The organism is Klebsiella sp. K4, from assembly GCF_014596785.2.
GTDB classification, from domain to species: Bacteria; Pseudomonadota; Gammaproteobacteria; order Enterobacterales; family Enterobacteriaceae; genus Klebsiella; species Klebsiella pneumoniae.
Genome location: NZ_CP115021.1, coordinates 4,856,234 through 4,880,632 on the forward strand (window position 1 = coordinate 4,856,234; position 24,399 = coordinate 4,880,632).

The window sequence follows — 24,399 nt, forward strand, 5'->3', positions numbered from 1 at the left end:
AAGGGCACGAAGTCTACTCGCAACCGGCGAGTGAAACAAATTTTGTGCAATCTCCGGCAGACTACATGCCATTAATCTATCGTTAACCCTGACGCATAAATACCACTGATAAATAACCGCACATATCGATAAAAAAATCGAACACGTCAATTTTCCATACTGACCCTAAGGCTATACTCCTGTACCTATAAAGGAGCAGTGATACTTTTTCGCCAGCCCGGCGGCGAAATACACTAAAACTGGAGGAATGTCGTGCAAACTTTTCAAGCCGATCTCGCCGTAATTGGCGCCGGCGGGGCAGGCCTTCGTGCCGCTATCGCCGCCGCTCAGGCCAACCCCAACGCTAAAATCGCCCTGATTTCTAAAGTCTATCCGATGCGCAGCCATACGGTCGCTGCAGAAGGGGGGTCCGCAGCCGTTGCCCAGGATCACGATAGCTTTGAGTACCATTTTCACGACACCGTCGCGGGAGGCGACTGGCTGTGCGAGCAGGATGTCGTCGACTATTTTGTTCATCACTGCCCGACGGAAATGACCCAGCTGGAGCAGTGGGGATGCCCATGGAGCCGCCGCCCCGACGGCAGCGTCAACGTCCGGCGCTTCGGTGGCATGAAAATCGAACGCACCTGGTTTGCCGCCGACAAAACCGGCTTCCACATGCTGCATACCCTCTTCCAGACCTCCCTTCAGTTTCCCCAAATTCAGCGCTTTGACGAACATTTCGTCCTTGACCTGCTGGTCGATGACGGGCAGGCCCGCGGCCTGGTGGCGATGAATATGATGGAAGGCACCCTGGTGCAGATCCGCGCTAACGCCGTGGTGCTGGCTACCGGCGGCGCCGGGCGCGTCTACCGCTACAACACCAACGGCGGCATCGTCACCGGTGACGGGATGGGGATGGCCCTGGGACACGGCGTGCCGCTGCGCGACATGGAATTCGTTCAGTATCACCCGACCGGCCTGCCGGGCTCCGGGATCCTGATGACCGAAGGCTGCCGCGGCGAAGGCGGGATTCTGGTCAACAAAAACGGCTACCGCTATCTGCAGGATTACGGCATGGGCCCGGAAACCCCGCTCGGCGAACCGAAGAATAAATATATGGAGCTAGGCCCACGCGACAAAGTGTCCCAGGCCTTCTGGCACGAGTGGCGGAAAGGGAACACCATCCCGACGCCGCGCGGCGACGTGGTCTACCTCGATCTCCGCCACCTCGGCGAGAAAAAACTGCTGGAGCGTCTGCCGTTTATCTGTGAACTGGCGAAAGCCTACGTCGGCATCGATCCGGTGAAAGAGCCGATCCCGGTGCGCCCGACCGCGCACTACACCATGGGCGGTATTGAAACCGATCAGCAGTGCGAAACCCGGATCAAAGGGCTGTTTGCCGTGGGCGAATGCTCGTCCGTTGGCTTACATGGCGCCAACCGTCTGGGCTCCAACTCGCTGGCCGAGCTGGTGGTCTTCGGCCGCCTGGCCGGGGAGCAGGCCATGCAGCGCGCCGCTCAGGCGGGCGAGGCAAACGGCGCCGCCCTCGATGCGCAGGCTGCCGATGTGGAGCAGCGCCTGAAAGATCTCGTCAACCAGGAAGGTAACGAAAACTGGGCGAAAATTCGCGATGAAATGGGGCTGTCGATGGAGGAAGGCTGCGGCATCTACCGCACGCCGGAGCTGATGCAGAAAACGATCGACAAGCTGGCTGAACTGCAGGAGCGCTTTAAGCGCGTGCGCATTACCGATAATTCCAGCGTGTTCAATACCGATCTGCTTTACACCATTGAGCTGGGGCACGGTTTAAACGTTGCCGAATGTATGGCGCACTCGGCCATCGCCCGTAAAGAATCGCGCGGGGCGCACCAGCGTCTGGATGAAGGCTGTACCGAACGCGACGACGTCAACTTCCTCAAGCACACTCTCGCCTTCCGCGAGGCCGATGGCACTACCCGTCTGGAATATGGCGATGTGAAGATCACCACGCTGCCGCCGGCAAAACGTGTCTATGGCGCAGAAGCGGACGCGGCTGAGAAGAAGGAGACCACCCATGGCTGAGATGAAAAACCTGAAAGTCGAAGTGGTGCGCTACAATCCGGAGGTCGACACCGCACCGCACAGCGCGTTCTATGACGTGCCTTACGATGAACAGACCTCGCTGCTGGACGCGCTGGGCTACATCAAAGACAACCTGGCGCCAGACCTGAGCTACCGCTGGTCCTGCCGAATGGCAATCTGCGGTTCCTGCGGCATGATGGTCAACAAGGTGCCGAAGCTGGCCTGCAAAACCTTCCTGCGTGATTACACCAAAGGCATCAAAGTTGAGGCGCTGGCCAACTTCCCGATCGAGCGCGATCTGGTGGTGGACATGACCCACTTTATCGAAAGCCTGGAAGCCATTAAGCCGTATATCATCGGCAATAACCGCACGCCTGACCAGGGGCCAAACAAGCAGACCCCGGCCCAGATGGCGAAATACCATCAGTTTTCCGGCTGCATCAACTGCGGGCTGTGCTATGCCGCCTGTCCACAGTTCGGCCTGAACCCGGAATTTATCGGCCCGGCGGCGATCACCCTCGCCCACCGCTATAACGAAGACAGCCGCGACCACGGTAAAAAGGAACGCATGGCGCAGCTTAACGGCCAGAATGGCGTCTGGACCTGTACTTTCGTGGGCTACTGCTCGGAAGTGTGTCCGAAGCACGTCGACCCGGCGGCCGCGATCCAGCAGGGCAAGGTGGAAAGCTCGAAAGACTTTCTTATCGCCACCCTGAAACCACGCTAAGGAGTGCATTATGACGACGAAACGCAAACCCTACGTGCGACCAATGACCTCCACCTGGTGGAAAAAGCTGCCGTTTTATCGCTTCTACATGGTACGGGAAGGCACGGCGGTACCGACGGTATGGTTTAGCATTGTGCTGATTTATGGGCTGTTTGCCCTCAAGCACGGCGCCGAGAGCTGGGCGGGATATATCGGATTCCTGCAAAACCCGGTGGTGGTGATCCTCAACCTGATTACTCTGGCGGCGGCGCTGCTGCACACCAAAACCTGGTTTGAGCTGGCGCCGAAAGCCGCCAACGTCATCATCAAAGGCGAAAAAATGGGGCCAGAGCCGGTCATTAAAGGGCTCTGGGTGGTGACGGGGGTGGTCACCGTGGTGATCCTGTTTGTCGCCCTGTTCTGGTAAGGAGGCTGAGATGATTAATCCCAATCCGAAACGTTCCGATGAACCCGTATTCTGGGGGCTGTTTGGCGCAGGTGGCATGTGGGGCGCGATCGTCGCGCCGGTGATGGTGCTGCTGGTCGGCATCCTGCTGCCGCTGGGGCTCGCCCCGGCCGACGCCTTCAGCTATGAGCGTGTGCTGGCCTTTGCCCAAAGCTTTATCGGCCGCGCGTTCATCTTTCTGATGATTGTCCTGCCGCTGTGGTGTGGGTTGCATCGTATTCACCACGCCATGCACGATCTGAAAATCCATGTGCCAAACGGTAAATGGGTCTTCTACGGCCTGGCGGCAATCCTCAGCGTCATCACCCTCGTTGGCGTACTGTTTATCTGATCCTGCAAGAGCCCGGTCGCATTTCTGCTACCGGGCTCGCTTCATAGAAAAATCTTGCCGCCTTTTCCCTGCTGGACTCTACACTTAGCTTAAAAGCCAGCAAGGAGCATGCCATGCGTATCCTGCCGATAATCACCGCGATTGCCGTCTCGTTCCTGTCTGTCGCCTGCAGCACGCCCGCCCCGCCGCCGGGCGTCACCGTGGTCAGCCCCTTCGACGTTCAGCGCTATCTGGGTACCTGGTATGAAATCGCCCGCTTTGACCACCCTTTTGAAAGCGGTCTGGAAAAGGTCACGATCGCCTGGCACCCACGTGATGACGGCGGTCTGGATGTGGTGAATAAAGGTTATAACCCCGACCGCGGCATGTGGCAGAAAACGGACGGGGTAGCGTACTTTACCGGGGAGCCCAGCCGCGCCGCGCTGAAGATTTCCTTCTTCGGCCCTTTCTACGGCAGCTATAACGTCATTGCTCTGGATAAGGAGTATCGTTACGCGCTGGTCTGCGGCCCCGATCGCGACTATCTCTGGCTGCTGGCCCGGGCGCCGACCATCGCCCCGGAGGTCAGGCAGCAGATGCTGGACATTGCCACCCGACAGGGCTTTGATGTCGGCAAACTGGTCTGGGTCAATCAGCGCTATGATTAGTGCGCGCTGATCTTCAGGCCAATGATGCCAATCACGATACAGACAAGGCTGGCGATACGCATGGCGCTGGCGGATTCCCCTAACAGCACAATACCGGTCACGGCGGCGCCCACCGCGCCGATCCCGGTCCAGACGGCGTAGGCGGTACCTACCGGTAGGGTTTTCATCGCCCATGAGAGCAGCGCCATGCTGGCCACCATCGCCACGATGGTGATAACGCTGGGAACCAGGCGGCTAAAGCCATGGGTATATTTCAGGCCGACGGCCCACACCACTTCCAGCAGGCCAGCGATAAACAAGACTATCCAGGACATAAGGCTCCTTTGCTGGGGCCGTCCCCGGATGAGAAACGCTTACGGGTCGTCCCGTAAGGTGGATGAAAAGTCGTGGTGAGTATATCCAACGGAATGAGAGAAGTGAAGAACGGTACGGCGCTAAACCGTACCGTTGACGGCGTTTATTGCTGAGCTTTGGTTGCCGCGCCAGAGATTGCGTTGCCGCCGTCTGAAATATCCTCACCGACACCGCGCGTGGTGTTACAAGCGGTCAGTGCTGAAGAGAGGACCAAAACCGTAAAGAACGCTGCAATCGTTTTTTTCACCATAATGTCATCCTTAGTGTCAGTTTTGTTTTCATGCCCTATAAGCATAGACAAACCGTCCAAAGATGAAGGGATCTTTGCGATTTTTAAGAGAAAAGGAGTATGCGTGGAGGAGGCTGACATACCGGGAGGCAAGCGCCATTAACGAAACGGCAGGGAAATTCAGCTCACAGCGTGAGAGATAGCGTGGCCCAGGCCCTGAATATCTTCACCCACACCGCGGGCGGTATTGCAGCCAGCCAGTAACGCGCTGCTCAGAAACAGTAACACCAGAAGTTTTACGCTGCGCTTCATGTCTCGTGTTCGTCGTACTTGTGCGTAAAGAGCGGCGCAGCACGGAGGCTGCGCCAGTCATCATGACGCGAAATTATTTCACGCGGGATACGTATTCGCCAGAGCGAGTATCCACTTTGATCACTTCGCCAATCTGGACGAACAGCGGAACTTTAACCACAGCGCCAGTAGACAGGGTCGCTGGTTTACCGCCGGTACCCGCGGTGTCGCCTTTCAGACCTGGATCGGTTTCAATGATTTCCAGCTCAACGAAGTTCGGCGGGGTGACCGCGATCGGCTGGCCGTTCCACAGGGTCACGATGCACTCAGCCTGATCCAGCAGCCATTTAGCGTTGTCACCGATCGCTTTCGCGTCAGCAGACAGCTGCTCGAAGGTTTCGTTGTTCATGAAGTGCCAGAACTCACCGTCGTTGTACAGGTAAGTCAGGTTCATATCGACAACGTCCGCGCCTTCTGCGGAATCGGTAGATTTGAAGGTTTTCTCAACGCGGGTACCGGTCAGCAGACGGCGCAGCTTAACGCGCGCAAACGCCTGGCCTTTACCTGGTTTAACGAATTCGCTGGCTTCTACCGCATAAGGTTCGCCATCTAACATGATTTTAAGACCAGCACGAAAATCGTTGCTATAGTAAGTCGCCATAAGGCCCTCTGAAATTGTTTAACTGGTAGCTAAGCCACAAAATGGCGCATATTGTAACCCTAAATACCCCATCCAGAGAAGATTGGATAACGCAACTTGCCAATGTTGTGACCAGTCCTGATGAACTGCTGCGTCTTTTAAATGTAGACGCTGATGAAAAACTGCTGGCCGGACGCGAGGCCAGACGCCTGTTCCCGCTGCGCGTCCCACGCGCGTTTATCGCCCGCATGGAGAAAGGCAACCCTAACGATCCGCTGCTTCGTCAGGTACTTACCGCCGAGGAAGAATTTATCGTCGCCCCCGGCTACTCCACCGATCCGCTGGAAGAACAGCACAGCGTGGTGCCCGGTCTGTTGCACAAATATCGCAACCGGGCCCTGCTGCTGGTGAAAGGCGGTTGTGCAGTCAATTGCCGTTATTGTTTCCGCCGCCACTTCCCTTATGCCGAAAATCAGGGCACCAGGCGCAACTGGCAGACGGCGATGGACTACATCGCGGCGCATCCGCAGCTTGATGAAATCATTTTCTCCGGCGGCGACCCGCTGATGGCGAAGGACCATGAGCTTGACTGGCTAATGACCCAGCTGGAAGCTATTCCGCACGTTAAGCGCCTGCGTATTCACAGCCGCCTGCCAATTGTGATCCCGGCGCGCATCACCGAGACGCTGGCCAGCCGCTTCCAGCGTTCGTCGCTGCAGGTAATCCTGGTTAACCACGTTAACCACGCCAATGAAATTGACGGTGAGTTTCGCGCGGCGATGGCCATGCTGCGTCAGGCGGGCGTCACGCTGCTCAACCAGAGCGTGCTGCTGCGCGGGGTGAACGACAACGCGCAAACCCTGGCCGACCTCAGCAATGCGCTGTTTGACGCCGGAGTAATGCCCTACTACTTGCATGTGCTGGATCGGGTGCAGGGGGCGGCGCACTTCATGGTCAGCGATGATGAAGCCCGTGAAATCATGCGTGAACTATTGACCCTCATCTCCGGCTATATGGTGCCGAAGCTGGCGCGCGAGATCGGCGGGGAACCCAGCAAGACGCCGCTGGATTTAGGGCTGAAGCAGCGTTAATAAACTGAAGGTCTGCCAGGACGTTCTGGCAGACCTTCAGATAGGAAGATTTCGACAGACGGGTGTTAAGGTGACCAGCAAATGACTATCGCACCGCGCTATAACCCCTGGGTGCGACGAGCTACCGATTTAGCGCGACCAACACAATAATATTAATTACAATCATCACTACAATTAGCGCGATTAACCATATGGGTATTTTAAAAGTAACATGTAACCGCTCAGATACTTTTTCACCTTCTTCCGGTTTATTTGCCATCAAATCACTGCCATGATTTGATGAGTTTTCTATTAGTGGAAGATTTAAATGAGTGTCAGGTTTTTCCTTATCTTCAGAAATAAAGCCGACAACTTTATTATTCTGATAATGCGTTAATGTCACCCGGTTCATATTCTCGCACTCTTCATCAGAGAGAGGAATGACCAATGTATTCGGAGCGACGCTAAAGCCTTTTTGCCGGACGGTGATAATGATATCCTCAGATAGTCCAGCTTTTACCAGCGATTTTCGCAGCAAAGAGATATTTTGATAGAACGTATTTTGCGAAACGACTACCCCCCGTGTTTCCCATACAGCCGCCAGGAACTCATCCCGTGAAATGACTTTGCCGCAATTCTGCAAAAGCAGCAGCAAGCATCTGGCGGTAGGCGCATTGAGGCTGATGCACTCCCCGTCCCCGGCAAGCGGCCGCAGCTCATTCATATTGGCATTAAATATAATCTCCTGATTAATTATACACCCATTAAATAATACTGCGTCATCCATATCCTTGCCCCACGTAACCCTATTATCCATAATAAAATCAAATGATTTCAACCAAACGATTATGTGAACATTCTTGTTTCAGATGGAAACAGGTACATTTCACATTGAAGTTCAGCCCACAGGATACCGCAGATAAAAAAACAAGCGATAGCTAACTTGCTTAATGGTCACATTTTCAGATTAAATTAATCTCAACTGGAATCCACATCTCATCAGAGAGGGGGGAAGCATTAAATTCACGGGTGCTTCATCAATAATTCACAAGCATTTTTTGCACCAGACTTTTAAATTACTCCCGCTTCTCCATGGTTCGCTATGGCAAGCGATATGGTAGCGTCGTTCAACAGGATGATTGGTCTCAGCACTATATAAAGGAAAGCTGACGCTTATTTTCAATATCAATGCGAATGCATACTCCATTCCCTTGATAACTGTTATCGATTCTACACAGGACTAAGTATCTATATATGGATTAATTAAATGAAAAAGACAATCGTAGCTGTAATGGTCGCTGCATCTGCAGTGCTGAGTGCTCAGGCAATGGCAACCAACACCGCTCAGGTAACTGTACTGGGTGAAGTCTCTGATGCAGCTAACTCTTGCGTCGTGACTCCGACGGGTACCCTGAACAACGGTATCGTACAGCTGATCACTGTTACCACCACCGAAGCGAACGCTGAAGCGGCTGGTAAACTGTTCAAAACTCAGGACTTCGGTTTTGATGTGAAAGACTGTGCCCAGGGCAGCACTTCACCGGTAACCGCTGTGACCGTAAATGTTAGTGGCACCTCCAGCAGCGATGCAACCATTCTGGACAACACCGCCGCTAACGGTGCAGCCGGTATCGGCATCGGTATCCAGCGCGTCAGCGATGCACATCGCGTAGCCTTCGACGGTTCCGACACTATGTCCGAAAGCTACTCTGCAACCAACGGTACTCAGCTGAAGTACACCACTGGTTATGTAAGAACTAACGCCGCGACTCCGGTTACCGAAGGTCCGGTTAAAGGTGTTGCGACCTTTACTATCGATTACACCCTCTAATTTTTCCCTAAAGGGTCCCGCTTCACGGCGGGCCCTTTTTTGCATTCAGAGAAAAGCCATGTTCAGGACCTTATTAAATCTCACCGTATCCTGTGCATTACTCCTCAGCAGTATTGCTCATGCCGGTATTGTCGTTGAATCCACCCGCTACCTCTATAAGGAAGGTGCGCGTGAAATTACCGCGCAAATCGAAAATAAAGATGATATTCCCTATCTGATTAAATCCTGGGTTGAAACGCCTGCAGGGAAAGCGCCTTCGTTTATGGCTACCCCACCGCTTTTTCGCCTCGAGGGGAAACAACAGAATACGGTTCGTCTGTTTGCCACCGGCAACGTTAATGCGCCGACCGACCGGGAATCCATGTACTATTTTAACGTGATGGCGATTCCTCCGGCAGATGATGCCAAAGCGAATAACAATACTATTCAACTGGCGGTTCGTCACCGCATGCGTCTGGTCTATCGACCCAAAACACTTTTCGACCTCTCCCCTAATACGGAAGCGAAAAAGCTCGAATGGCGTAAGGCCGGCAAAAAGCTGACCATCAAAAATCCGACACCGTTTTTCTTTTATTTCAATAGCATCCAGCTTGGTGGGAAAGAAGTGAAGCCGGAAGTCAACTCCGTCGCCCCAATGACGACCAAAGAAGTGACGCTAAAAGAAAATATTAATGCCTCCAGCATTACCTGGAAAGTGGTCAATGATTATGGCGGAGCAGGGTCGCTCTATTCCTCATCGCTGTAATAAGAAATTTATTTTATCATTATAGGGATGTGTCTATGCCAAATAAGAATAATGGATTATTCAAACTATCCACCGTCTTTCTCGCAATGCTTCCGGCATTGATTTCTGGTTTGAATAATAAAGCGCAAGCACGTGACTTTTTCGATCCCTCATTCATTAGCTCATTGAATGGTAGCGATCCATCAACCACTCCCGATTTATCCATATTTCAGACTCAGAACGCGCAGGCGCCAGGGGATTATCGGGTCGATATTATGTTTAATGGCCGCTACCTGGACACCAGGACGATAAAGTTTGTTGCCAACAATCGCGCCAGCAGCGATAACCGCGAACCAGCTCTGGTTCCCTGCCTGAGTCTAAAAACACTCGCGGAATATGGCGTAAGGATAAAAGCCTTTCCAGAGTTAGCCGAGGATAAAAACGGCTGCGCAAACTTTTCTGTCATTCCGGACACCAAAGCGGATTTTGACTTCACCGCCCAGCGCTTAAATATCTCTATTCCGCAGGCGGCCTTATCCACCACCGCGCAGGGATATATTCCACCGGATCAGTTTGATGATGGCATCAACGCGTTATTGGTGAACTATCAGTTCAGCGGCTCAAACGACATGCAGGCCAATGATGAATACTACAGTCTGAATCTGCAGTCCGGCCTCAACGTTGGCCCGTGGCGCATCCGTAACCTCAGCACCTGGAATAAAAACAACAGCGGTGCCGGGGACTGGGATTCCGCCTATCTCTATATGCAGCGCAGCATCCGCTCCATCAACAGTAACCTTGTGATGGGTGAGAGTTCATCGCTCAACGGTATCTTCGACAGCGTGCCGTTTACCGGTATTCAGCTGGCCACCGATACGACGATGTTGCCGGAAAGTATGCGCGGCTATGCGCCGATTATTCGCGGTATCGCCAGAACCAACGCCCGCGTAACGATTAAGCAGAACGGCTACCAGGTTTACCAGACCTACGTGGCGCCAGGGGCATTTGAAATCACCGATATGTACCCGAGCGGCGGTAGCGGCGACCTTTACGTCAGCGTGGAAGAGTCCGACGGATCCAAGCAAGAATTTGTTGTGCCGTTCGCCACCCTGCCGGTCATGGTGCGTGAAAATCAACTGGAATATGAGATTACTTCCGGTAAATATCGTCCTTACGATGGTGGAGTTGATGAAACGCCGTTTACCCAAGCCACCGCGACCTACGGCGTCTCCAGCAGCCTGACGCTATATGGCGGCATGCAGGCGGCCTCGCGCTATCAGGCGCTGTCAACAGGTCTCGGCTATAACCTGGGTGAACTGGGCGCCGCCTCGGCAGACGTCACCCAGGCCTGGTCAAAAATGAAAGACGATGAAAAGACCTCCGGACAGTCCTGGCGAGTTCGTTACGGGAAAAACATCGTTGAAACCGGCACTAACGTCACCATCGCCGGCTACCGCTACTCCACCCGCGGATTTCATACCCTCTCGGAGGTCCTGGATAGCTACTCTAATGACGGCTACTACACTTCGCGCTCGCTGCGCAACCGCACCAATCTGACGGTTAACCAAAGCCTGGGTAAAGGTCTCGGTAGCCTGTCGATAAGCGGTTTAATCGAAGATTACTGGGATGATAAGCGTACTAACAAGTCGATTAGCGTGGGCTATAACGGCGGCTTCCGCAATGTGAACTACTACCTCGGCTACAGCTATAACCGCTATACCTGGGGTGGAGATAACTCAGGGAAAGACGCTCAGGACGACCAACGTATTACACTGACGGTAACGCTGCCGTTGAGCAATTGGTTGCCTGGCACCTACACCAGCTATCAGTTAACCAACAGCAATCCGGGATCAACCGATCAGTCAGTATCCATCGGTGGTAATGCGCTGGAGAACGATAGTCTGGAGTGGAGCCTGCAGCAAGGATACAGCAACCGGGAATACTACAGCGGCGATATGCGCGCGACTTATAATGGCGCCCGCGGCAGCGTCAATGCCGGCTACAGCTACGATCGCAGTAGCGAGCGCATTGACTACGGCGCCAACGGCAGTATCGTTGCCCATGCCGATGGCATCACGCTGGGTCAGGACATCACTGATGCAGCGGTACTGGTTAAAGCGCCGGGGCTGGATAACGTCAAGCTCACCAATGATAACACCATCTCTACCGACTATCGCGGCTACGCCATCGTTCCGTACGTAACACCATACCGTCGCACCGATATCACGCTCGACAGTTCCACGTTAGGCGAAGATATGGAGCTGCCAGAAACCACGCAGAGCGTCGTTCCGACCCGTGGTGCCATCGTGCGTGCTAATTATGCCGGCAATATTGGACGTAGAGCACTCATACAACTAGAAATGCCTGGAGATAAACCGGTTCCTTATGGTTCCACGGTAACGATAAAAAACAGTGCCAATACTCAAGCCAACATTGTCAGTGATGAAGGGATGGTTTATCTCTCTGGCTTGCAAGATAGTGGTGAGTTACTTGTTTTATGGGGCCAACGGCAGGATCAACGTTGCAATGCAACGTATCAATTACTTCCCACGCAAGGAAGTCTCACAACATCCAAAGCTATTTGCCGCTAGTGATAAAAGGATATCACATATGAAAAAAATATTTTTATTCTCGGCTTTATTGATTATCGCTTGTGGTCAAGCAGAAGCAACTTGTAATATCAAAGATATCGCCAAAAGGGTTAATTTTAACATGCCAAGCAATGTTAAAATATCTACTGATCCAACTATACCGGTAGGAAGCATACTCTATACAAAATTGATGGGTATCGGCGGTTCTGCACCCGCATTTACTTGCGACAACTCATCTAAGAATAGATACACTACCGTGATCACTGCCAGCGAAGTTCCAGGAGTGACTGGCATTATGGGTAAACCTGTTTATGAAACGGGAATTCCAGGCATTGGTTATCAGATTAGTGATTTACTTACTGGCTCGGTCTATGGAATGATACCCGCGGTTGCAGGAAGCATACCGGTTCCAGGAACAACTGAAAATACACTTTATCGCTATTGGTTAATCAAAACTGGAACTATTGACTTAAGTCAGTCCCCAACCAATAGCAGCGTATCATTTTATGTTGCTGATAGCGATTATAAAGCCACAATGCCATCTAGCTTACTATTATCAATAAATATGAAATTTGTAAGCCCTGTACCTCGCGAAAACTCATGTGAAATAACATCAACTAAAACCGTAAACCTCTCAAGAATTGATAAAGTGACACTTTTGTCTACTTCACCGGGAAGTAAAACCTCAAAAGAAAAATCCTTTACCTTGAATATTAACTGCGAACAAAAGTCAACTGGAAATACGATTTACTATTGGTTTAACCCTCGTTCGAGTACTGATGGCACTCCCGGCGTTCTCCTTAACAGCGATCCAACAAGTAGCGGAGGTGCACAAAACGTCAACACTATAATAAAAGAAAATGGTATCCCTATTAATTTTTATGATTATGAAGCAAAGTCATTTATAGTAGATGCCAACAAGCTCAATAAAGAGATTAATCTTACCGCAGATTACTATCGTACTACCGATGACATTACTATTGGCACCGTAAGAGGATTGTTAGAGGTCGTCATTCAAGAGGAATAAATTTAATTCACATGAAATCACAATATAAACATAATAAATCATCAAGTTAGAGGTTGCTTTAAAGAAAGGATGAGCATAGCATTTACCACCGTGAAATATACGAACCAAATAGAGATCTCTGGCAAATAATCTTTATTTGAGTGATGGTATGTTTCTTATCTTGAGGGCAATGCTCTCTATTAAATCATGGCTCAGTAAAATGACCATATACACTTTACTCCCTTTACAGGAAGTAAATTATTTTATTACAGGAGTATATATAATGCGTGAGTTAAACGTTTTTGAAATGCAGGAAATTTCTGGTGGCTATAGCTGGGATACCTCAAGCTTTATGTCCACTCTTACCAGCCTGGTAACGAATGGTGTAGAAGCAGTAGGTTCCGCAATAGCATTCGGAACTGTAGCGGCTATGTGGGGTGCTTTTGCTGCAGGTGGTAAGGCTGGTGACGGCGGTGGCATCCTTGGGTTTGGTATCATCGCCGAACTAGGTGGGGTCATCTTTGGTGCCATTGGCGGCTTTATTGGTGGCGCCGTCAGCGGTATTGCACTTGGCTGGGAACAAACTGTAAAATATATCGCAGATTCTTATACTTCTGCTCTTGACGGCACATTCACACCTTGGGCATAAGTTAAAAATTCCTTTAACAAAGGCCCATTCCGGGCCTTTTTACATCGGTAAATAAACAAAAAATGACAAGAAGATTATATCGCAAGGAAGCGATTGAGTACAAAAGAGTATATTGGAAAGGGAAAGCTTTATTGCTGGCTGGAATGCCGACTTGGTTAATCATAGTATTATCTTTGCTATTCCTTGGTTTGCTTATATCAGCCATGATCTTTTGTAGCTTTACTCAGCGGATAGATGTTAATGGGGAGGTTATCACCTTACCTCATTCTGTAAATGTTTATGCGCCACAACAAGGTTTTATCGTATCACAATATGTGAAAGTTGGTGATCTGGTTAAAAAAGGACAACCTCTCTATGAAATAGATATCTCTCGTGACACGACTACTGGAAATGTTAGTTCTGTACAGATAGAAGTTAATAAAGAAAAGATAGCCAATGCTGAAGAAATAATAAACAAGCTTTCTCAAAACAAGCAAGAAACATTGTCTTCAATAGAAAAGCAACTTAAAGCCAATAAAGAATCATTGAAAGAGATCAATCGTCTTCTTGCTAATGCCTTAGCTGGATTAAAGAAAATGCACGATAATTTATCCAGCTATGATAGTTATCTTAGAGATGGACTCATCACAAAAGATCAATATAACTATCAACATTCATTATATTTCCAACAACAGAGCACATATCAATCTCTTGTAAGTCAAAAGATGCAATTAGAATCGCAAATCACACAATATAATAGCGATAAAATAACTAAAATCGCTGATTTTGACAATCAGATAACAGCACAACAGAATCAAATAAATGATTTCAAAAACCAATTAGTTGAATCAAATGCCAAAGGCAATGCTATTATAAAAGCTACGACAGAAGGACGCATTGAGTCACTCTCGGTAACTAAAGGACAGATGGTTGATAATGGCAGTAGCTTGGCTCAAATCAAGCCTACAGGTAACATTGAGTATTATCTTATATTATGGCTGCCGAATAATAGCATACCTTATGTAAAACCTGGTGATGTTATAAATATTCGCTATGATGCTTTTCCTTCTGATAAATTTGGACAATTCCCTGGCGAAGTCATATCAATATCTTCCGTCCCCGCAGCGAGGCAGGAAATGTCAGAATATACTAACGTGAGTAATGGAACTAATCAGCAAGAACTGGCACTTTATAAAACAATTGTAAAGATTAAAAATAAAACTTTTTCTTATAATGGGAAAACACTTAAGCTCTCAAATGGACTTAAAGCACGGGCAGTTGTTTTCCTTGAAAAACGTCCTCTTTACATGTGGATGTTTACTCCTTTTTATAAAATGTCTCAAAGTGTAAGTGGGCCGATCCATGACTAATGAAATATTTACCACCATTATATCCAGACTAAATTTTTCATTACGCCATAAAACGCCAGTTATATTACAGTCGGAGGCAACAGAGTGTGGGATCGCTTGCCTGGCGATGGTTTGCGGTCACTATGGTCTGGATATTGATCTGTTTAATTTCCGCCAGCGCTTTGGCAGCGCTTCGCAGGGAGTAACGATGATGTCATTAAGCAAAACGGCAGATCATGCCGGCTTGAAAAGCCGTGCTCTGTCGTTAGACCTGAATGAGATTCGTCAGCTTAAACTGCCCTGTATCCTGCATTGGGGAATGAATCACTATGTGGTTCTCACCAAAGTACGTAAATCAAGTTTCATTGTACACGATCCGGCATTGGGTAAACGAGTCATTGGCAATCAGGAGATGTCCAATTATTTTACCGGTATCGCCCTGGAACTCTGGCCGGATCAAAACTTTCAACAGGAAAAAGCCAAATCTCGCCTGCGTCTGTTGGATCTGATGCGTAATATTATCGGATTGAAGTCAACGCTACTGAAAATTTTCGCCTTCTCGGTCGTGGTTGAAGCGATTGGCTTATTGCTGCCGATAGGCACTCAACTGGTGACTGACCACGTGATCATGGCCCATGATCAGAGCCTGCTATCCGTAATCTGTATCGGTCTGGTCTTCTTCACCCTGTTCCGCACCTTTATCAGTATGCTCCGGGCCTGGACATCGTTAACATTAAATACGTTAACTAATATTCAATGGAAAACCACGCTTTTCGATCATCTGGCCAGTCTGCCACTATCCTTTTTTGAAAAGCGTCATTTAGGAGATATCCAGTCGCGTTTTTCCTCTCTGGACACCATACGCTCGACGTTTACGAATAGTATTGTCAGCGGCATTATTGACTCGATCATGACTATTGGTCTGCTGATCATGCTGACACTGTATGGGGGCTGGCTGACCTGGGTGGTCGTTGGTTTTACCCTATGCTATGCGATTATGCGCTTTGCTACCTACCGCTTTTATCGTCGCGTAGCGGAAGAACAAGTGATTAAAGGCGCACGCTCCAGCTCGCATTTTATGGAGTCTCTGTATGGAATCTCGACCATCAAGGCCTTAAACCTGAAAGAGCGTCGCTCCCAGCATTGGCTCAATATTAATATTGAAGCCTGCAATGCCGGAATCAAACAAACGCGCTTCGACATGATGTTTGGTGGAATCAATACTTTTATAACTACTATCGATCAGGTCGCGGTTCTTTGGCTGGGTGCCATTATGGTTATTGATAATAATATGACTCTCGGTATGTTTATGGCCTTCAACGCCTACCGTGGCCAGTTTTCACAGCGAGCTTCTAGTCTGATTGATCTCTGTATGCAACTCCGTATGCTTTCTTTACATAATGAACGTTTGTCAGAGATCGTCTTCAGCGAACCGGAGCAGGAGCTTCCTGCAAGAGAAGTTTTCTCTGCTGACTCGGGTGCAAAACTAGAAGTAAAAAATCTCTGTTATCAATACGATCCCTTTTCTCAGCCTATATTTTCTAATTTAAATATTACGGTAGAACCTGGGGAATCTGTTGCGTTAATCGGACCTTCCGGTGTTGGTAAAACCACGCTGTTAAAAGTGATGTGCGGTTTGCTTTCACCTACTAGCGGAGATGTATTAGCCGATAACCTCGATATCACTAAAATTGGTTTGAATAACTATCGTCACGGTACCGCCTGCGTACTGCAAGAGGACCGCCTTTTCTCCGGGTCGCTTATCGATAATATCAGCGGCTTCGAAGATAATGCCGATATTGATTTTGTGATGGAATGCGCCAGGCGCTGTAACATTCATGACGAAATTATGAAGATGCCAATGGGCTATGAAACCATTGTTGGTGAACTGGGGTTAGGTATTTCCGGCGGGCAAAAGCAGCGTATTCTGATCGCTCGAGCTTTGTATCGTAAACCAAGCATTCTGTTTATGGATGAGGCCACCAGCCATCTCGACTTAAAGAATGAATCAGTTATCAATCAGTCAATCTCGGCGTTAAGCATTACCCGGATTATCGTTGCCCATCGGCCATCCACTATTGCCTCTGCAGATCGCGTTATCGATCTGTCGCAGACAAAGAATCTCGCGCCAGCATAAAAAGGAGAGAACTATGCAAGGAACGTTTATTGGATTTAATACCGCAGGTATTACCTTTGAAAATCGCTTTATGGCATTGCTGTTGAAAATAAAACAGGAAAATGGTTTCTGTCAGCAGTATTATCTGCAAGCACCGATAGTGCTCGATCTTCTTCTTATCCTGCAAAACCGTCTGCTTGTAACATTTAAATCTTTGCAAGATCAAGGCGAAACGTATAAAGAAAAGCTGATCGCTTATAATGAATCGTTGATCGCAAATATCCCTGCTGTAGAGATGACCGAGATTCAGCAGCCAAATCCGGAACGTCGCATTATGTCGATCACTCACAAACCAGACGAAACCTGGTCAACGCTTATACTGGTTCTCCAGAATGAGCAAGTTTGTACGCTATGTATTGAAGACAGGCAGGTAGAAGCTCTCCTTGCTGGCATTGAGTACACATTGAAAACCGTAGGCGATCAAGCGTTTATTCAGTACTTAAGCTCGAATCTTGAATTCTTAATGTGCTATGCCGTGGACTTAACCACTCAACCCAATATTGATTACCAGCAGTATCCCCAGGAAGAATGGAAGCTAAACCTGTTTTCGCATTATCTGGGCGTGCTGTACTGCTGCGAGACAGACGAAGGCAAGAAAATTGTCTCCGGGGCGGTGGTGAAAACCAGCGCGCCGCATTTATCGGAACTGGAAAACAACGTCGTGACGCGGCTTATCGAGAAAAGCCCCAAGCTCAAGGCGATGCACGCGGAGCTGGCGCCATGCCAGATCTTCAGTACCATTATCCCTTCCCAGCCGGGAAGAATGCTCAGTCTGGAAGAGTGCCTGCGTCCTCTGCACGCCTTCTATCTGGAGAAGAAAGCAGAGCTTAGCGTCTGATCCTCATCTAACGACCACGCCTCTCTCCGCGCTCGCAGAGAGAGGCGTCACGCATCAGTTCGGGCACTTATAAACCTGGCCGTTCATTTCGCTGTCGGTAGGCACAAAGCTCGACAGCAGGTTCTGCGTCGGGCTGCTGACGCCGTAAATCACGTTGCCGCCCATCGCTGCCGCCTGGTTGCGCAAGGCGTTCGCAGCACCGCGCATGGAACCGCCCTCATCGCCATTCTGGCCGGAGAGCCAGTTGCTCTGTTTACCCGTCGCGGTCCCTAACAGCTGACACTCTGCGCCCGGCTTCTCCTGCACGAAGCGCACATTCTGGCCGGCAGAGGTTAATTCATTGCTGGAACTGCAACCTGCCAACAGTAAGGCTGCGCCGACAATCCCTGCTAAATATTTTACCTGCATGTTATTCCCCATGATCGATGAGCTGGACGCACTGGCCCGGATGTAAATCTGTCATCCTTCAAACTGCGCCGGCATGAGCCGCGTTCATTTCCTCCCCGGTCGCGCTTGTCAGTTCACGCCCGAAACGGAGGTGCTTGCCACTCTGATGCAGCTTAAATGATTTTTATGTATAAGCCTTATACTAAAAAGCGCGCCAAAAGAAAAACCCCCAGCCATTGCTGGCCAGGGGTTTCTGCTTTTTTATGCCGTAGAGCGCACGATTACATCATGCCGCCCATACCGCCCATGCCGCCCATACCGCCAGCAGCACCTAAGTCAGGCGCGTCGCCTTTCGGCAGGTCGGTCACCATGCACTCGGTGGTGATCATCAGGCCAGCCACGGAAGCCGCGTACTGCAGTGCAGAACGGGTGACTTTGGTTGGGTCCAGGATACCGAAGTCGATCATGTTGCCGTATTCTTCAGTTGCTGCGTTGTAACCGTAGTTACCGTCGCCAGCTTTCACGTTGTTAGCCACAACAGACGGCTCTTCGCCGGCGTTGGAAACGATCTGACGCAGCGGTGCTTCCATTGCGCGCAGCGCAACTTTGATACCGACGTTTTGATCTTCGTTCTGACCGGTCAGGCCAGCGAGTTTCGCCGCAACGCGAACCAGCGCTACGCCGCCGCCAGCCACCACGCCTTCTTCAACCGCAGCACGGGTTGCGTGCAGGGCGTCGTCGACGCGTGCTTTTTTCTCTTTCATTTCAACTTCGGTAGCCGCACCGACTTTGATTACTGCTACGCCGCCAGCCAGTTTAGCGACACGTTCCTGCAGTTTTTCACGATCGTAGTCGGAGGTCGCTTCTTCGATCTGCTTACGGATCTGAGCTACGCGGCCCTGGATTGCGGATTCTTCGCCAACGCCATCGATGATGGTGGTGGTGTCTTTGTTGATAACCACGCGTTTCGCCTGGCCCAGGTCTTCCAGAGTCGCTTTTTCCAGCTCCATACCGATCTCTTCAGAGATAACGGTACCGCCAGTCAGAGTAGCGATGTCCTGCAGCATAGCTTTACGACGGTCGCCGAAGCCCGGTGCTTTCACCGCAGCCACTTTAACGATGCCGCGCATGGTGTTAACCACCAGGGTCGCCAGCGCTTCGCCTTCAACGTCTTCAGCGATGATGACCAGCGGTTTGCCAGCTTTCGCTACGGCTTCCAGAACCGGCAGCATTTCGCGGATGTTGGAGATTTTTTTGTCAGCCAGCAGGATGAACGGGCTTTCCAGCTCAACGGCACCGGTGTCCGGCTTGTTGATGAAGTACGGAGACAGGTAGCCGCGGTCGAACTGCATACCTTCAACTACGTCCAGTTCGTCTTCCAGACCGGTACCGTCTTCAACGGTGATCACGCCTTCTTTACCAACTTTATCCATCGCTTCCGCGATCAGTTTACCGACGGTTTCGTCGGAGTTAGCGGAGATGGTACCTACCTGAGCGATAGCTTTGGAGTCAGAGCACGGAACGGACAGCGCTTTCAGCTCTTCTACGGCAGCCAGTACCGCTTTGTCGATACCGCGTTTCAGATCCATCGGGTTCATGCCTGCAGCAACAGCTTTCAGACCTTCGTTCACGATAGCCTGAGCCAGTACGGTTGCGGTGGTGGTACCGTCGCCTGCTGCGTCGTTCGCTTTAGAGGCAACTTCTTTCACCATCTGCGCGCCCATGTTTTCGAACTTGTCTTCCAGTTCGATTTCACGTGCAACGGAAACACCATCTTTGGTGATGGTCGGCGCGCCGAAGGATTTGTCCAGAACCACGTTACGGCCTTTCGGGCCCAGGGTCACTTTAACTGCATCTGCCAGTACGTTTACGCCGCGCAGCATTTTTACACGAGCGTCGTTACCGAATTTTACGTCTTTTGCTGCCATTTCTTTTATTCCTCAAATTCGTTCAGGGTCGTGCGAATTAAGCTTCAACAATTGCCAGGATGTCGCTTTCGGACATGATCAGTACTTCTTCGTTGTCGATCTTTTCAGTCTTCACGCCGTAGCCATCGTTGAAAATCACGATGTCACCAACTTTAACGTCCAGCGGCTGCACGGTCCCGTTTTCCAGGATGCGGCCTTTACCGACAGCGATGATTTCGCCACGAGTTGACTTAGCTGCTGCAGAACCGGTCAGAACGATGCCGCCCGCAGATTTGGTTTCAACTTCTTTACGTTTGACGATCACACGATCATGTAACGGACGAATACTCATTGATAGCTCTCCTTCGAGAAAGTCATTATCAGTTATGGGTGACGCCGGGCCGAACGCGGTTTACCGGCTAGTGCAGAGAGAGATGGGGATGGCCATTTCCGGCTTCAAGGGCAAAATTAAAAAAAATTTTTACCTTTGCGCTGGCGCACAAAAAGCGGTCATGTCAGGCAATCGGTCATAAGGAAAAGCGATTGTGATACTCTCTTTTTTTTCACTGGCGCAGGATTGAATCATGAGTGGTTTAAAACAGGAGTTAGGGCTGGGACAGGGAGTTGGGTTGCTTTCCACCTCATTGCTGGGTACCGGCGTCTTCGCCGTCCCGGCGTTGGCGGCGCTGGTCGCTGGCGATAACAGCCTGTGGGCATGGCCGCTGCTCATTCTCCTTGTTTTCCCGATTGCCATCGTCTTCGCCCTGCTGGGCCGCCATTTTCCCAGCGCGGGCGGCGTGGCCCACTTTGTCGATATGGCCTTTGGGCCACGTCTGGCCAGCGTCACCGGCTGGCTGTTTTTATCGGTTATCCCGGTCGGACTCCCCGCCGCTCTGCACATCGCCACCGGTTTTGGCCAGGCGCTGTTCGGCTGGCATGATGCGCAGCTGCTGCTGGCGGAGCTGGGCACCCTGGCCATCGTCTGGTGGGTCGGTTCGCGTGGCGCCAGCTCCAGCGCCAACCTGCAGACGTTGGTTGCCATACTGATTGTGGCGCTGATCGTCGTAGTCTGGTGGCGCGGCGGGATAAGCCCGGCGCAGATCCCCTTCCCGGCCCCGGCGGAGATTGACCGCGGGCAACTCTTTTCGGCGCTGTCGGTGATGTTCTGGTGCTTTGTCGGTCTGGAAGCCTTCGCACATCTCGCCTCGGAGTTTAAACATCCCGAGCGTGATTTCCCCAGGGCGCTGATGATAGGCCTGCTGCTTGCCGGCTCGGTCTACTGGGCCTGCACCGTGCTGGTGCTGCACTTCCACGCCTTTGGCGAGGAGATGGCGGCGGCGGCGTCATTACCGAATATCGTGGTCCGTCTGTTCGGCGTCGAAGCGCTGTGGGTAGCCTGCGTCATCGGCTATCTCGCCTGTTTCGCCAGCCTCAACATCTATATTCAAAGCTTTGCCCGCCTGGTCTGGTCGCAAGCGCAGCATAAGCCACACAGCTACCTCGCAAGGCTGTCGCCACGGCAGATCCCGCGCAACGCCCTCAACGCCGTGCTGGGATCCTGCGTAGTTAGCACCCTTGGCATCTATCTGCTCGATATCAATCTGGACGCGCTGATCGTTTACGCCAATGGCATTTTCATCATGATCTATCTGCTGTGCATGCTGGCGGGTTGTCGTTTGCTGCGCGGTCGCTATCGGCTATTGGCGGTGGTGGGCAGCATTCTCTGTCTGCTGCTGCTGGCGATGGTCGGCTGGAAAAGCCTGTACGCGCTGGTGATGCTGGCGGGGCTGTGGCTGTTTTTACCCAGGCGCAAGCTGGCGACGGGAAGCGTGTAGGCCTGCAAAGAAAGCGGCCCGGTCGCATCTGCTGACCGGGCCGGGGGGATGTTAATCGCGGCGATCGTCCTTATGGTCCAGACGGTCGCGCTGCTCATCTTTGCGCTGGAATTCCCCTTCGAAGGTCTCTCCGCCGCCAGTACCGGCGCTAAAGCCGCCGCCCGGCATCCGGCTGAAGCGCAGGTGCGGCATCAGCTTCATCGTCAAATGCTTTTGCACCGGCGGCAGCAATAGCAGCAGGCCGAGGAAGTCGGTAAAGAACCCCGGGAGCAACAGCAGCAGACCAGCGATAATCAGCGATACGCTCTTGATCATCTCCGCCGCCGGGCTCTCGCCCGCGGCCATCTTCTGCTGCATCAGCAGGAAGTTTTTGAAGCCCTGGTTACGCACCAGCGACATCCCTACCACCGAGCTAAAGATCACCAGGATCAGGGTCATAAAGACGCCCAGCACGTGCGCAACCTGGATAAAGATCGATATCTCAATGTAAACGTAAAGAAAAAAGGCAATAAACGGAATCCAACGCACCGGCGTCTCCTTCATCAACGGGCGCTGCGTTCAGCGCCCGTAATCATCAATTTGCTGATCGCATCCCACTAACATGGGGATGCTGAGCGGCTTTTCAATCAGCGGAAAGGCTTATTTTTCTCAGAAATAAGAAAGCGGTGACCCATTTCACAGATTAATAAATCTTCTCATAGCCGCAATGTAATAAGTGATCAAGCTTACTGATATTCGCTATCATCAGCATATGATCTTGGGCACCAGGCCGGTTAAGGAAATAATCGTCGGCCAGAAAATATACTGAATACTGGATATTCTGTGTGTTTGGTGAATTCATTGGCAGCTTGAAAAGAAGGTTCACATGTTAAACAACATTCGTATCGAAGAAGATCTGTTGGGCACCAGGGAAGTTCCCGCGGACGCTTACTACGGCGTTCATACTCTGCGAGCGATTGAAAACTTCTACATTAGCAACAGCAAAATCAGCGACATACCAGAATTCGTGCGCGGCATGGTCATGGTTAAGAAAGCCGCCGCGCTGGCGAACAAGGAGCTGCAGACCATTCCCAAAAGCGCGGCAAATGCGATTATCGCCGCCTGTGACGAAGTCCTGAATAACGGCAAATGCATGGACCAGTTCCCGGTCGATGTCTTCCAGGGCGGGGCCGGTACCTCCGTAAACATGAACACCAACGAAGTCCTGGCGAACATTGGCCTTGAGCTGATGGGCCACCAGAAAGGCGAATACCAGTACCTGAACCCAAACGATCACGTCAACAAATGCCAGTCCACCAACGATGCTTACCCCACCGGGTTCCGCATTGCGGTGTATGCCTCCATCCTTAAGTTAATCGATGCGATTAAACAGCTGGGCGAAGGCTTCCAGGCGAAAGCCGTGGAGTTCCAGGACATCCTCAAAATGGGCCGCACCCAGCTGCAGGACGCGGTGCCGATGACCCTCGGCCAGGAATTCCATGCCTTCAATGTGCTGCTTAATGAAGAGACCAAAAGCATTTTGCGCACTGCGGAGCTGCTGCTGGAGGTGAACCTCGGCGCCACCGCCATTGGTACTCGCCTCAACACCCCGGACGGCTATCAACAGCTGGCGGTGCAGAAGCTGGCTGAAGTAAGCAACTTACCGGTCGTCCCGGCGGAAGATCTGATTGAAGCCACCTCGGACTGCGGGGCGTACGTTATGGTTCACAGCTCGCTGAAACGCCTGGCGGTGAAACTATCCAAGATCTGTAACGACCTGCGCCTGCTCTCTTCCGGTCCGCGCGCGGGCCTCAACGAAATCAACCTGCCTGAGCTGCAGGCTGGCTCTTCAATCATGCCGGCGAAGGTTAACCCGGTGGTGCCGGAGGTGGTCAACCAGGTCTGCTTCAAAGTTATCGGCAACGATACCACTGTGACCATGGCCTCCGAAGCCGGTCAGCTGCAGCTGAACGTGATGGAGCCGGTGATCGGCCAGGCGATGTTCGAGTCGATTCATATCCTGACCAACGCCTGCTACAACCTGCTGGAGAAATGCGTTAACGGCATCACCGCCAATAAAGCGGTATGTGAAGGCTACGTCTACAACTCCATCGGCATCGTCACCTACCTCAACCCGTTTATTGGCCACCACAATGGCGATATCGTCGGCAAGATCTGTGCCGAAACCGGCAAGAGCGTACGGGAAGTGGTGCTGGAGCGCGGACTGCTGACGGCGGCGGAGTTGGATGATATTTTCTCTGCGCAAAACCTGATGCATCCCGCTTATAAAGCAAAGCGTTATACCGATGAAAGCGAACAGTAATCTTTCAGGTTAGTCATTCAAAGGCATGTCAGCGATGACATGCCTTTT

25 protein-coding genes are annotated in these 24,399 nt (G+C 51.2%); 16 read left to right on the forward strand and 9 right to left on the reverse strand.

The annotated features are described in order from the left end of the window. Window positions 1-252: 252 nt before the first annotated feature. From frdA to IB144_RS23970, 5 genes are all read left to right on the forward strand, one after another. Window positions 253-2,043: a fumarate reductase (quinol) flavoprotein subunit gene (frdA, locus tag IB144_RS23950; RefSeq protein ID WP_057222659.1), complete on the forward strand. Its 1,791-nt coding sequence runs from the start codon at window positions 253-255 to the stop codon at window positions 2,041-2,043. Then, window positions 2,036-2,770 (forward strand): fumarate reductase iron-sulfur protein, encoded by a 735-nt coding sequence (frdB, locus tag IB144_RS23955; RefSeq protein WP_004177729.1) that lies wholly within the window; start codon window positions 2,036-2,038, stop codon window positions 2,768-2,770. The genes frdA and frdB overlap by 8 nt, the downstream gene beginning before the upstream one ends. Window positions 2,771-2,780: 10 nt before the next feature. After that, the gene (frdC, locus tag IB144_RS23960; RefSeq protein ID WP_023287031.1) at window positions 2,781-3,176 is read left to right on the forward strand and encodes a fumarate reductase subunit FrdC; all 396 of its coding nucleotides are present in this window, start codon (window positions 2,781-2,783) and stop codon (window positions 3,174-3,176) included. Between the two features lie 10 nt (window positions 3,177-3,186). Further along, entirely contained in the window at window positions 3,187-3,546 is a 360-nt protein-coding gene (gene frdD / locus IB144_RS23965) for a fumarate reductase subunit FrdD (protein WP_002885526.1), read from the forward strand. Between the two features lie 113 nt (window positions 3,547-3,659). Further along, window positions 3,660-4,193: a lipocalin family protein gene (locus tag IB144_RS23970; RefSeq protein ID WP_002885523.1), complete on the forward strand. Its 534-nt coding sequence runs from the start codon at window positions 3,660-3,662 to the stop codon at window positions 4,191-4,193. Here IB144_RS23970 and sugE read toward each other — a convergent pair. From sugE to efp, 4 genes are all read right to left on the reverse strand, one after another. After that, window positions 4,190-4,507 (reverse strand): quaternary ammonium compound efflux SMR transporter SugE, encoded by a 318-nt coding sequence (sugE, locus tag IB144_RS23975; RefSeq protein ID WP_002885521.1) that lies wholly within the window; start codon window positions 4,505-4,507, stop codon window positions 4,190-4,192. The genes IB144_RS23970 and sugE overlap by 4 nt on opposite strands. A 143-nt stretch (window positions 4,508-4,650) precedes the next feature. Continuing rightward, entirely contained in the window at window positions 4,651-4,797 is a 147-nt protein-coding gene (gene ecnB, locus IB144_RS23980; RefSeq protein WP_002885518.1) for a lipoprotein toxin entericidin B, read from the reverse strand. A gap of 159 nt (window positions 4,798-4,956) precedes the next feature. Continuing rightward, window positions 4,957-5,088, reverse strand: a complete 132-nt coding sequence (locus tag IB144_RS23985; protein ID WP_002885511.1) for an entericidin A/B family lipoprotein — start codon at window positions 5,086-5,088, stop codon at window positions 4,957-4,959. A 73-nt stretch (window positions 5,089-5,161) separates the two neighbouring features. Further along, window positions 5,162-5,728, reverse strand: coding sequence for an elongation factor P (gene efp, locus IB144_RS23990; RefSeq protein ID WP_002885506.1), 567 nt, complete (start codon window positions 5,726-5,728; stop codon window positions 5,162-5,164). A gap of 41 nt (window positions 5,729-5,769) precedes the next feature. Between efp and epmB the strand changes: the two genes are divergently transcribed. After that, on the forward strand, window positions 5,770-6,798 hold the full coding sequence (epmB, locus tag IB144_RS23995; RefSeq protein WP_002885500.1) for an EF-P beta-lysylation protein EpmB: 1,029 nt from the start codon (window positions 5,770-5,772) through the stop codon (window positions 6,796-6,798). Between the two features lie 121 nt (window positions 6,799-6,919). Here the strand turns inward: epmB and IB144_RS24000 are convergent, their stop codons facing one another. Continuing rightward, on the reverse strand, window positions 6,920-7,564 hold the full coding sequence (locus IB144_RS24000; protein WP_031589392.1) for a winged helix-turn-helix domain-containing protein: 645 nt from the start codon (window positions 7,562-7,564) through the stop codon (window positions 6,920-6,922). Between the two features lie 480 nt (window positions 7,565-8,044). Here IB144_RS24000 and IB144_RS24005 point away from each other — a divergent pair, with 480 nt between their 5' ends. The 8 genes from IB144_RS24005 (at window position 8,045) to yjeJ (ending at window position 17,920) form a co-directional block, all read left to right on the forward strand. Then, window positions 8,045-8,608 carry a fimbrial protein gene (locus IB144_RS24005; protein WP_004872803.1) on the forward strand — a complete coding sequence of 188 codons (564 nt, stop codon included), beginning with the start codon at window positions 8,045-8,047 and terminating at the stop codon, window positions 8,606-8,608. A gap of 58 nt (window positions 8,609-8,666) precedes the next feature. Next, window positions 8,667-9,353 carry a molecular chaperone gene (locus IB144_RS24010; RefSeq protein ID WP_004872804.1) on the forward strand — a complete coding sequence of 229 codons (687 nt, stop codon included), beginning with the start codon at window positions 8,667-8,669 and terminating at the stop codon, window positions 9,351-9,353. A 35-nt stretch (window positions 9,354-9,388) separates the two neighbouring features. Then, window positions 9,389-11,923: a fimbria/pilus outer membrane usher protein gene (locus IB144_RS24015; protein WP_048289690.1), complete on the forward strand. Its 2,535-nt coding sequence runs from the start codon at window positions 9,389-9,391 to the stop codon at window positions 11,921-11,923. Window positions 11,924-11,942: 19 nt separating this feature from the next. Further along, window positions 11,943-12,950 carry a fimbrial protein gene (locus IB144_RS24020; RefSeq protein WP_065888535.1) on the forward strand — a complete coding sequence of 336 codons (1,008 nt, stop codon included), beginning with the start codon at window positions 11,943-11,945 and terminating at the stop codon, window positions 12,948-12,950. 262 nt (window positions 12,951-13,212) lie between these two features. Beyond that, window positions 13,213-13,578 carry a hypothetical protein gene (locus tag IB144_RS24025; RefSeq protein WP_004178321.1) on the forward strand — a complete coding sequence of 122 codons (366 nt, stop codon included), beginning with the start codon at window positions 13,213-13,215 and terminating at the stop codon, window positions 13,576-13,578. A gap of 62 nt (window positions 13,579-13,640) precedes the next feature. Continuing rightward, entirely contained in the window at window positions 13,641-14,927 is a 1,287-nt protein-coding gene (locus tag IB144_RS24030) for an HlyD family secretion protein (RefSeq protein WP_004178320.1), read from the forward strand. Beyond that, entirely contained in the window at window positions 14,920-17,043 is a 2,124-nt protein-coding gene (locus tag IB144_RS24035) for a peptidase domain-containing ABC transporter (RefSeq protein ID WP_032420819.1), read from the forward strand. The genes IB144_RS24030 and IB144_RS24035 overlap by 8 nt, the downstream gene beginning before the upstream one ends. Window positions 17,044-17,056: 13 nt before the next feature. Then, window positions 17,057-17,920 (forward strand): YjeJ family protein, encoded by an 864-nt coding sequence (yjeJ, locus tag IB144_RS24040; RefSeq protein WP_032420818.1) that lies wholly within the window; start codon window positions 17,057-17,059, stop codon window positions 17,918-17,920. A gap of 54 nt (window positions 17,921-17,974) precedes the next feature. On the opposite strand, the gene IB144_RS24045 is transcribed toward yjeJ, so the two are convergent. From IB144_RS24045 to IB144_RS24055, 3 genes are all read right to left on the reverse strand, one after another. Further along, window positions 17,975-18,328 carry a DUF4156 domain-containing protein gene (locus IB144_RS24045; protein ID WP_004152419.1) on the reverse strand — a complete coding sequence of 118 codons (354 nt, stop codon included), beginning with the start codon at window positions 18,326-18,328 and terminating at the stop codon, window positions 17,975-17,977. A gap of 260 nt (window positions 18,329-18,588) precedes the next feature. Further along, complete coding sequence (gene groL, locus IB144_RS24050) at window positions 18,589-20,235, reverse strand: chaperonin GroEL (protein ID WP_002885441.1); 1,647 nt, start codon at window positions 20,233-20,235, stop codon at window positions 18,589-18,591. Window positions 20,236-20,272: 37 nt separating this feature from the next. Continuing rightward, the gene (locus tag IB144_RS24055) at window positions 20,273-20,566 is read right to left on the reverse strand and encodes a co-chaperone GroES (protein WP_004152420.1); all 294 of its coding nucleotides are present in this window, start codon (window positions 20,564-20,566) and stop codon (window positions 20,273-20,275) included. Window positions 20,567-20,798: 232 nt separating this feature from the next. On the opposite strand from IB144_RS24055, the gene yjeH reads away from it, so the two are divergent. Beyond that, the gene (gene yjeH / locus IB144_RS24060) at window positions 20,799-22,049 is read left to right on the forward strand and encodes an L-methionine/branched-chain amino acid transporter (protein WP_032418170.1); all 1,251 of its coding nucleotides are present in this window, start codon (window positions 20,799-20,801) and stop codon (window positions 22,047-22,049) included. Window positions 22,050-22,100: 51 nt separating this feature from the next. Here yjeH and IB144_RS24065 read toward each other — a convergent pair whose 3' ends face one another. Continuing rightward, window positions 22,101-22,577: an FxsA family protein gene (locus IB144_RS24065; RefSeq protein ID WP_002885425.1), complete on the reverse strand. Its 477-nt coding sequence runs from the start codon at window positions 22,575-22,577 to the stop codon at window positions 22,101-22,103. A gap of 337 nt (window positions 22,578-22,914) precedes the next feature. On the opposite strand from IB144_RS24065, the gene aspA reads away from it, so the two are divergent. Beyond that, on the forward strand, window positions 22,915-24,351 hold the full coding sequence (gene aspA / locus IB144_RS24070; protein WP_002885424.1) for an aspartate ammonia-lyase: 1,437 nt from the start codon (window positions 22,915-22,917) through the stop codon (window positions 24,349-24,351). Window positions 24,352-24,399: the final 48 nt, after the last annotated feature.

Coding starts and splice junctions, on each gene's coding strand:
- frdB (WP_004177729.1), top strand. CDS start 2,036: ATGGCTGAGATGAAAAACCTGAAAGTCGAAGTGGTGCGCTACAATCCG.
- frdC (WP_023287031.1), top strand. CDS start 2,781: ATGACGACGAAACGCAAACCCTACGTGCGACCAATGACCTCCACCTGG.
- frdD (WP_002885526.1), top strand. CDS start 3,187: ATGATTAATCCCAATCCGAAACGTTCCGATGAACCCGTATTCTGGGGG.
- IB144_RS23970 (WP_002885523.1), top strand. CDS start 3,660: ATGCGTATCCTGCCGATAATCACCGCGATTGCCGTCTCGTTCCTGTCT.
- sugE (WP_002885521.1), bottom strand. CDS start 4,507: ATGTCCTGGATAGTCTTGTTTATCGCTGGCCTGCTGGAAGTGGTGTGG.
- ecnB (WP_002885518.1), bottom strand. CDS start 4,797: ATGGTGAAAAAAACGATTGCAGCGTTCTTTACGGTTTTGGTCCTCTCT.
- IB144_RS23985 (WP_002885511.1), bottom strand. CDS start 5,088: ATGAAGCGCAGCGTAAAACTTCTGGTGTTACTGTTTCTGAGCAGCGCG.
- efp (WP_002885506.1), bottom strand. CDS start 5,728: ATGGCGACTTACTATAGCAACGATTTTCGTGCTGGTCTTAAAATCATG.
- epmB (WP_002885500.1), top strand. CDS start 5,770: ATGGCGCATATTGTAACCCTAAATACCCCATCCAGAGAAGATTGGATA.
- IB144_RS24000 (WP_031589392.1), bottom strand. CDS start 7,564: ATGGATGACGCAGTATTATTTAATGGGTGTATAATTAATCAGGAGATT.
- IB144_RS24005 (WP_004872803.1), top strand. CDS start 8,045: ATGAAAAAGACAATCGTAGCTGTAATGGTCGCTGCATCTGCAGTGCTG.
- IB144_RS24010 (WP_004872804.1), top strand. CDS start 8,667: ATGTTCAGGACCTTATTAAATCTCACCGTATCCTGTGCATTACTCCTC.
- IB144_RS24015 (WP_048289690.1), top strand. CDS start 9,389: ATGCCAAATAAGAATAATGGATTATTCAAACTATCCACCGTCTTTCTC.
- IB144_RS24020 (WP_065888535.1), top strand. CDS start 11,943: ATGAAAAAAATATTTTTATTCTCGGCTTTATTGATTATCGCTTGTGGT.
- IB144_RS24025 (WP_004178321.1), top strand. CDS start 13,213: ATGCGTGAGTTAAACGTTTTTGAAATGCAGGAAATTTCTGGTGGCTAT.
- IB144_RS24030 (WP_004178320.1), top strand. CDS start 13,641: ATGACAAGAAGATTATATCGCAAGGAAGCGATTGAGTACAAAAGAGTA.
- IB144_RS24035 (WP_032420819.1), top strand. CDS start 14,920: ATGACTAATGAAATATTTACCACCATTATATCCAGACTAAATTTTTCA.
- yjeJ (WP_032420818.1), top strand. CDS start 17,057: ATGCAAGGAACGTTTATTGGATTTAATACCGCAGGTATTACCTTTGAA.
- IB144_RS24045 (WP_004152419.1), bottom strand. CDS start 18,328: ATGCAGGTAAAATATTTAGCAGGGATTGTCGGCGCAGCCTTACTGTTG.
- groL (WP_002885441.1), bottom strand. CDS start 20,235: ATGGCAGCAAAAGACGTAAAATTCGGTAACGACGCTCGTGTAAAAATG.
- IB144_RS24055 (WP_004152420.1), bottom strand. CDS start 20,566: ATGAGTATTCGTCCGTTACATGATCGTGTGATCGTCAAACGTAAAGAA.
- yjeH (WP_032418170.1), top strand. CDS start 20,799: ATGAGTGGTTTAAAACAGGAGTTAGGGCTGGGACAGGGAGTTGGGTTG.
- aspA (WP_002885424.1), top strand. CDS start 22,915: ATGTTAAACAACATTCGTATCGAAGAAGATCTGTTGGGCACCAGGGAA.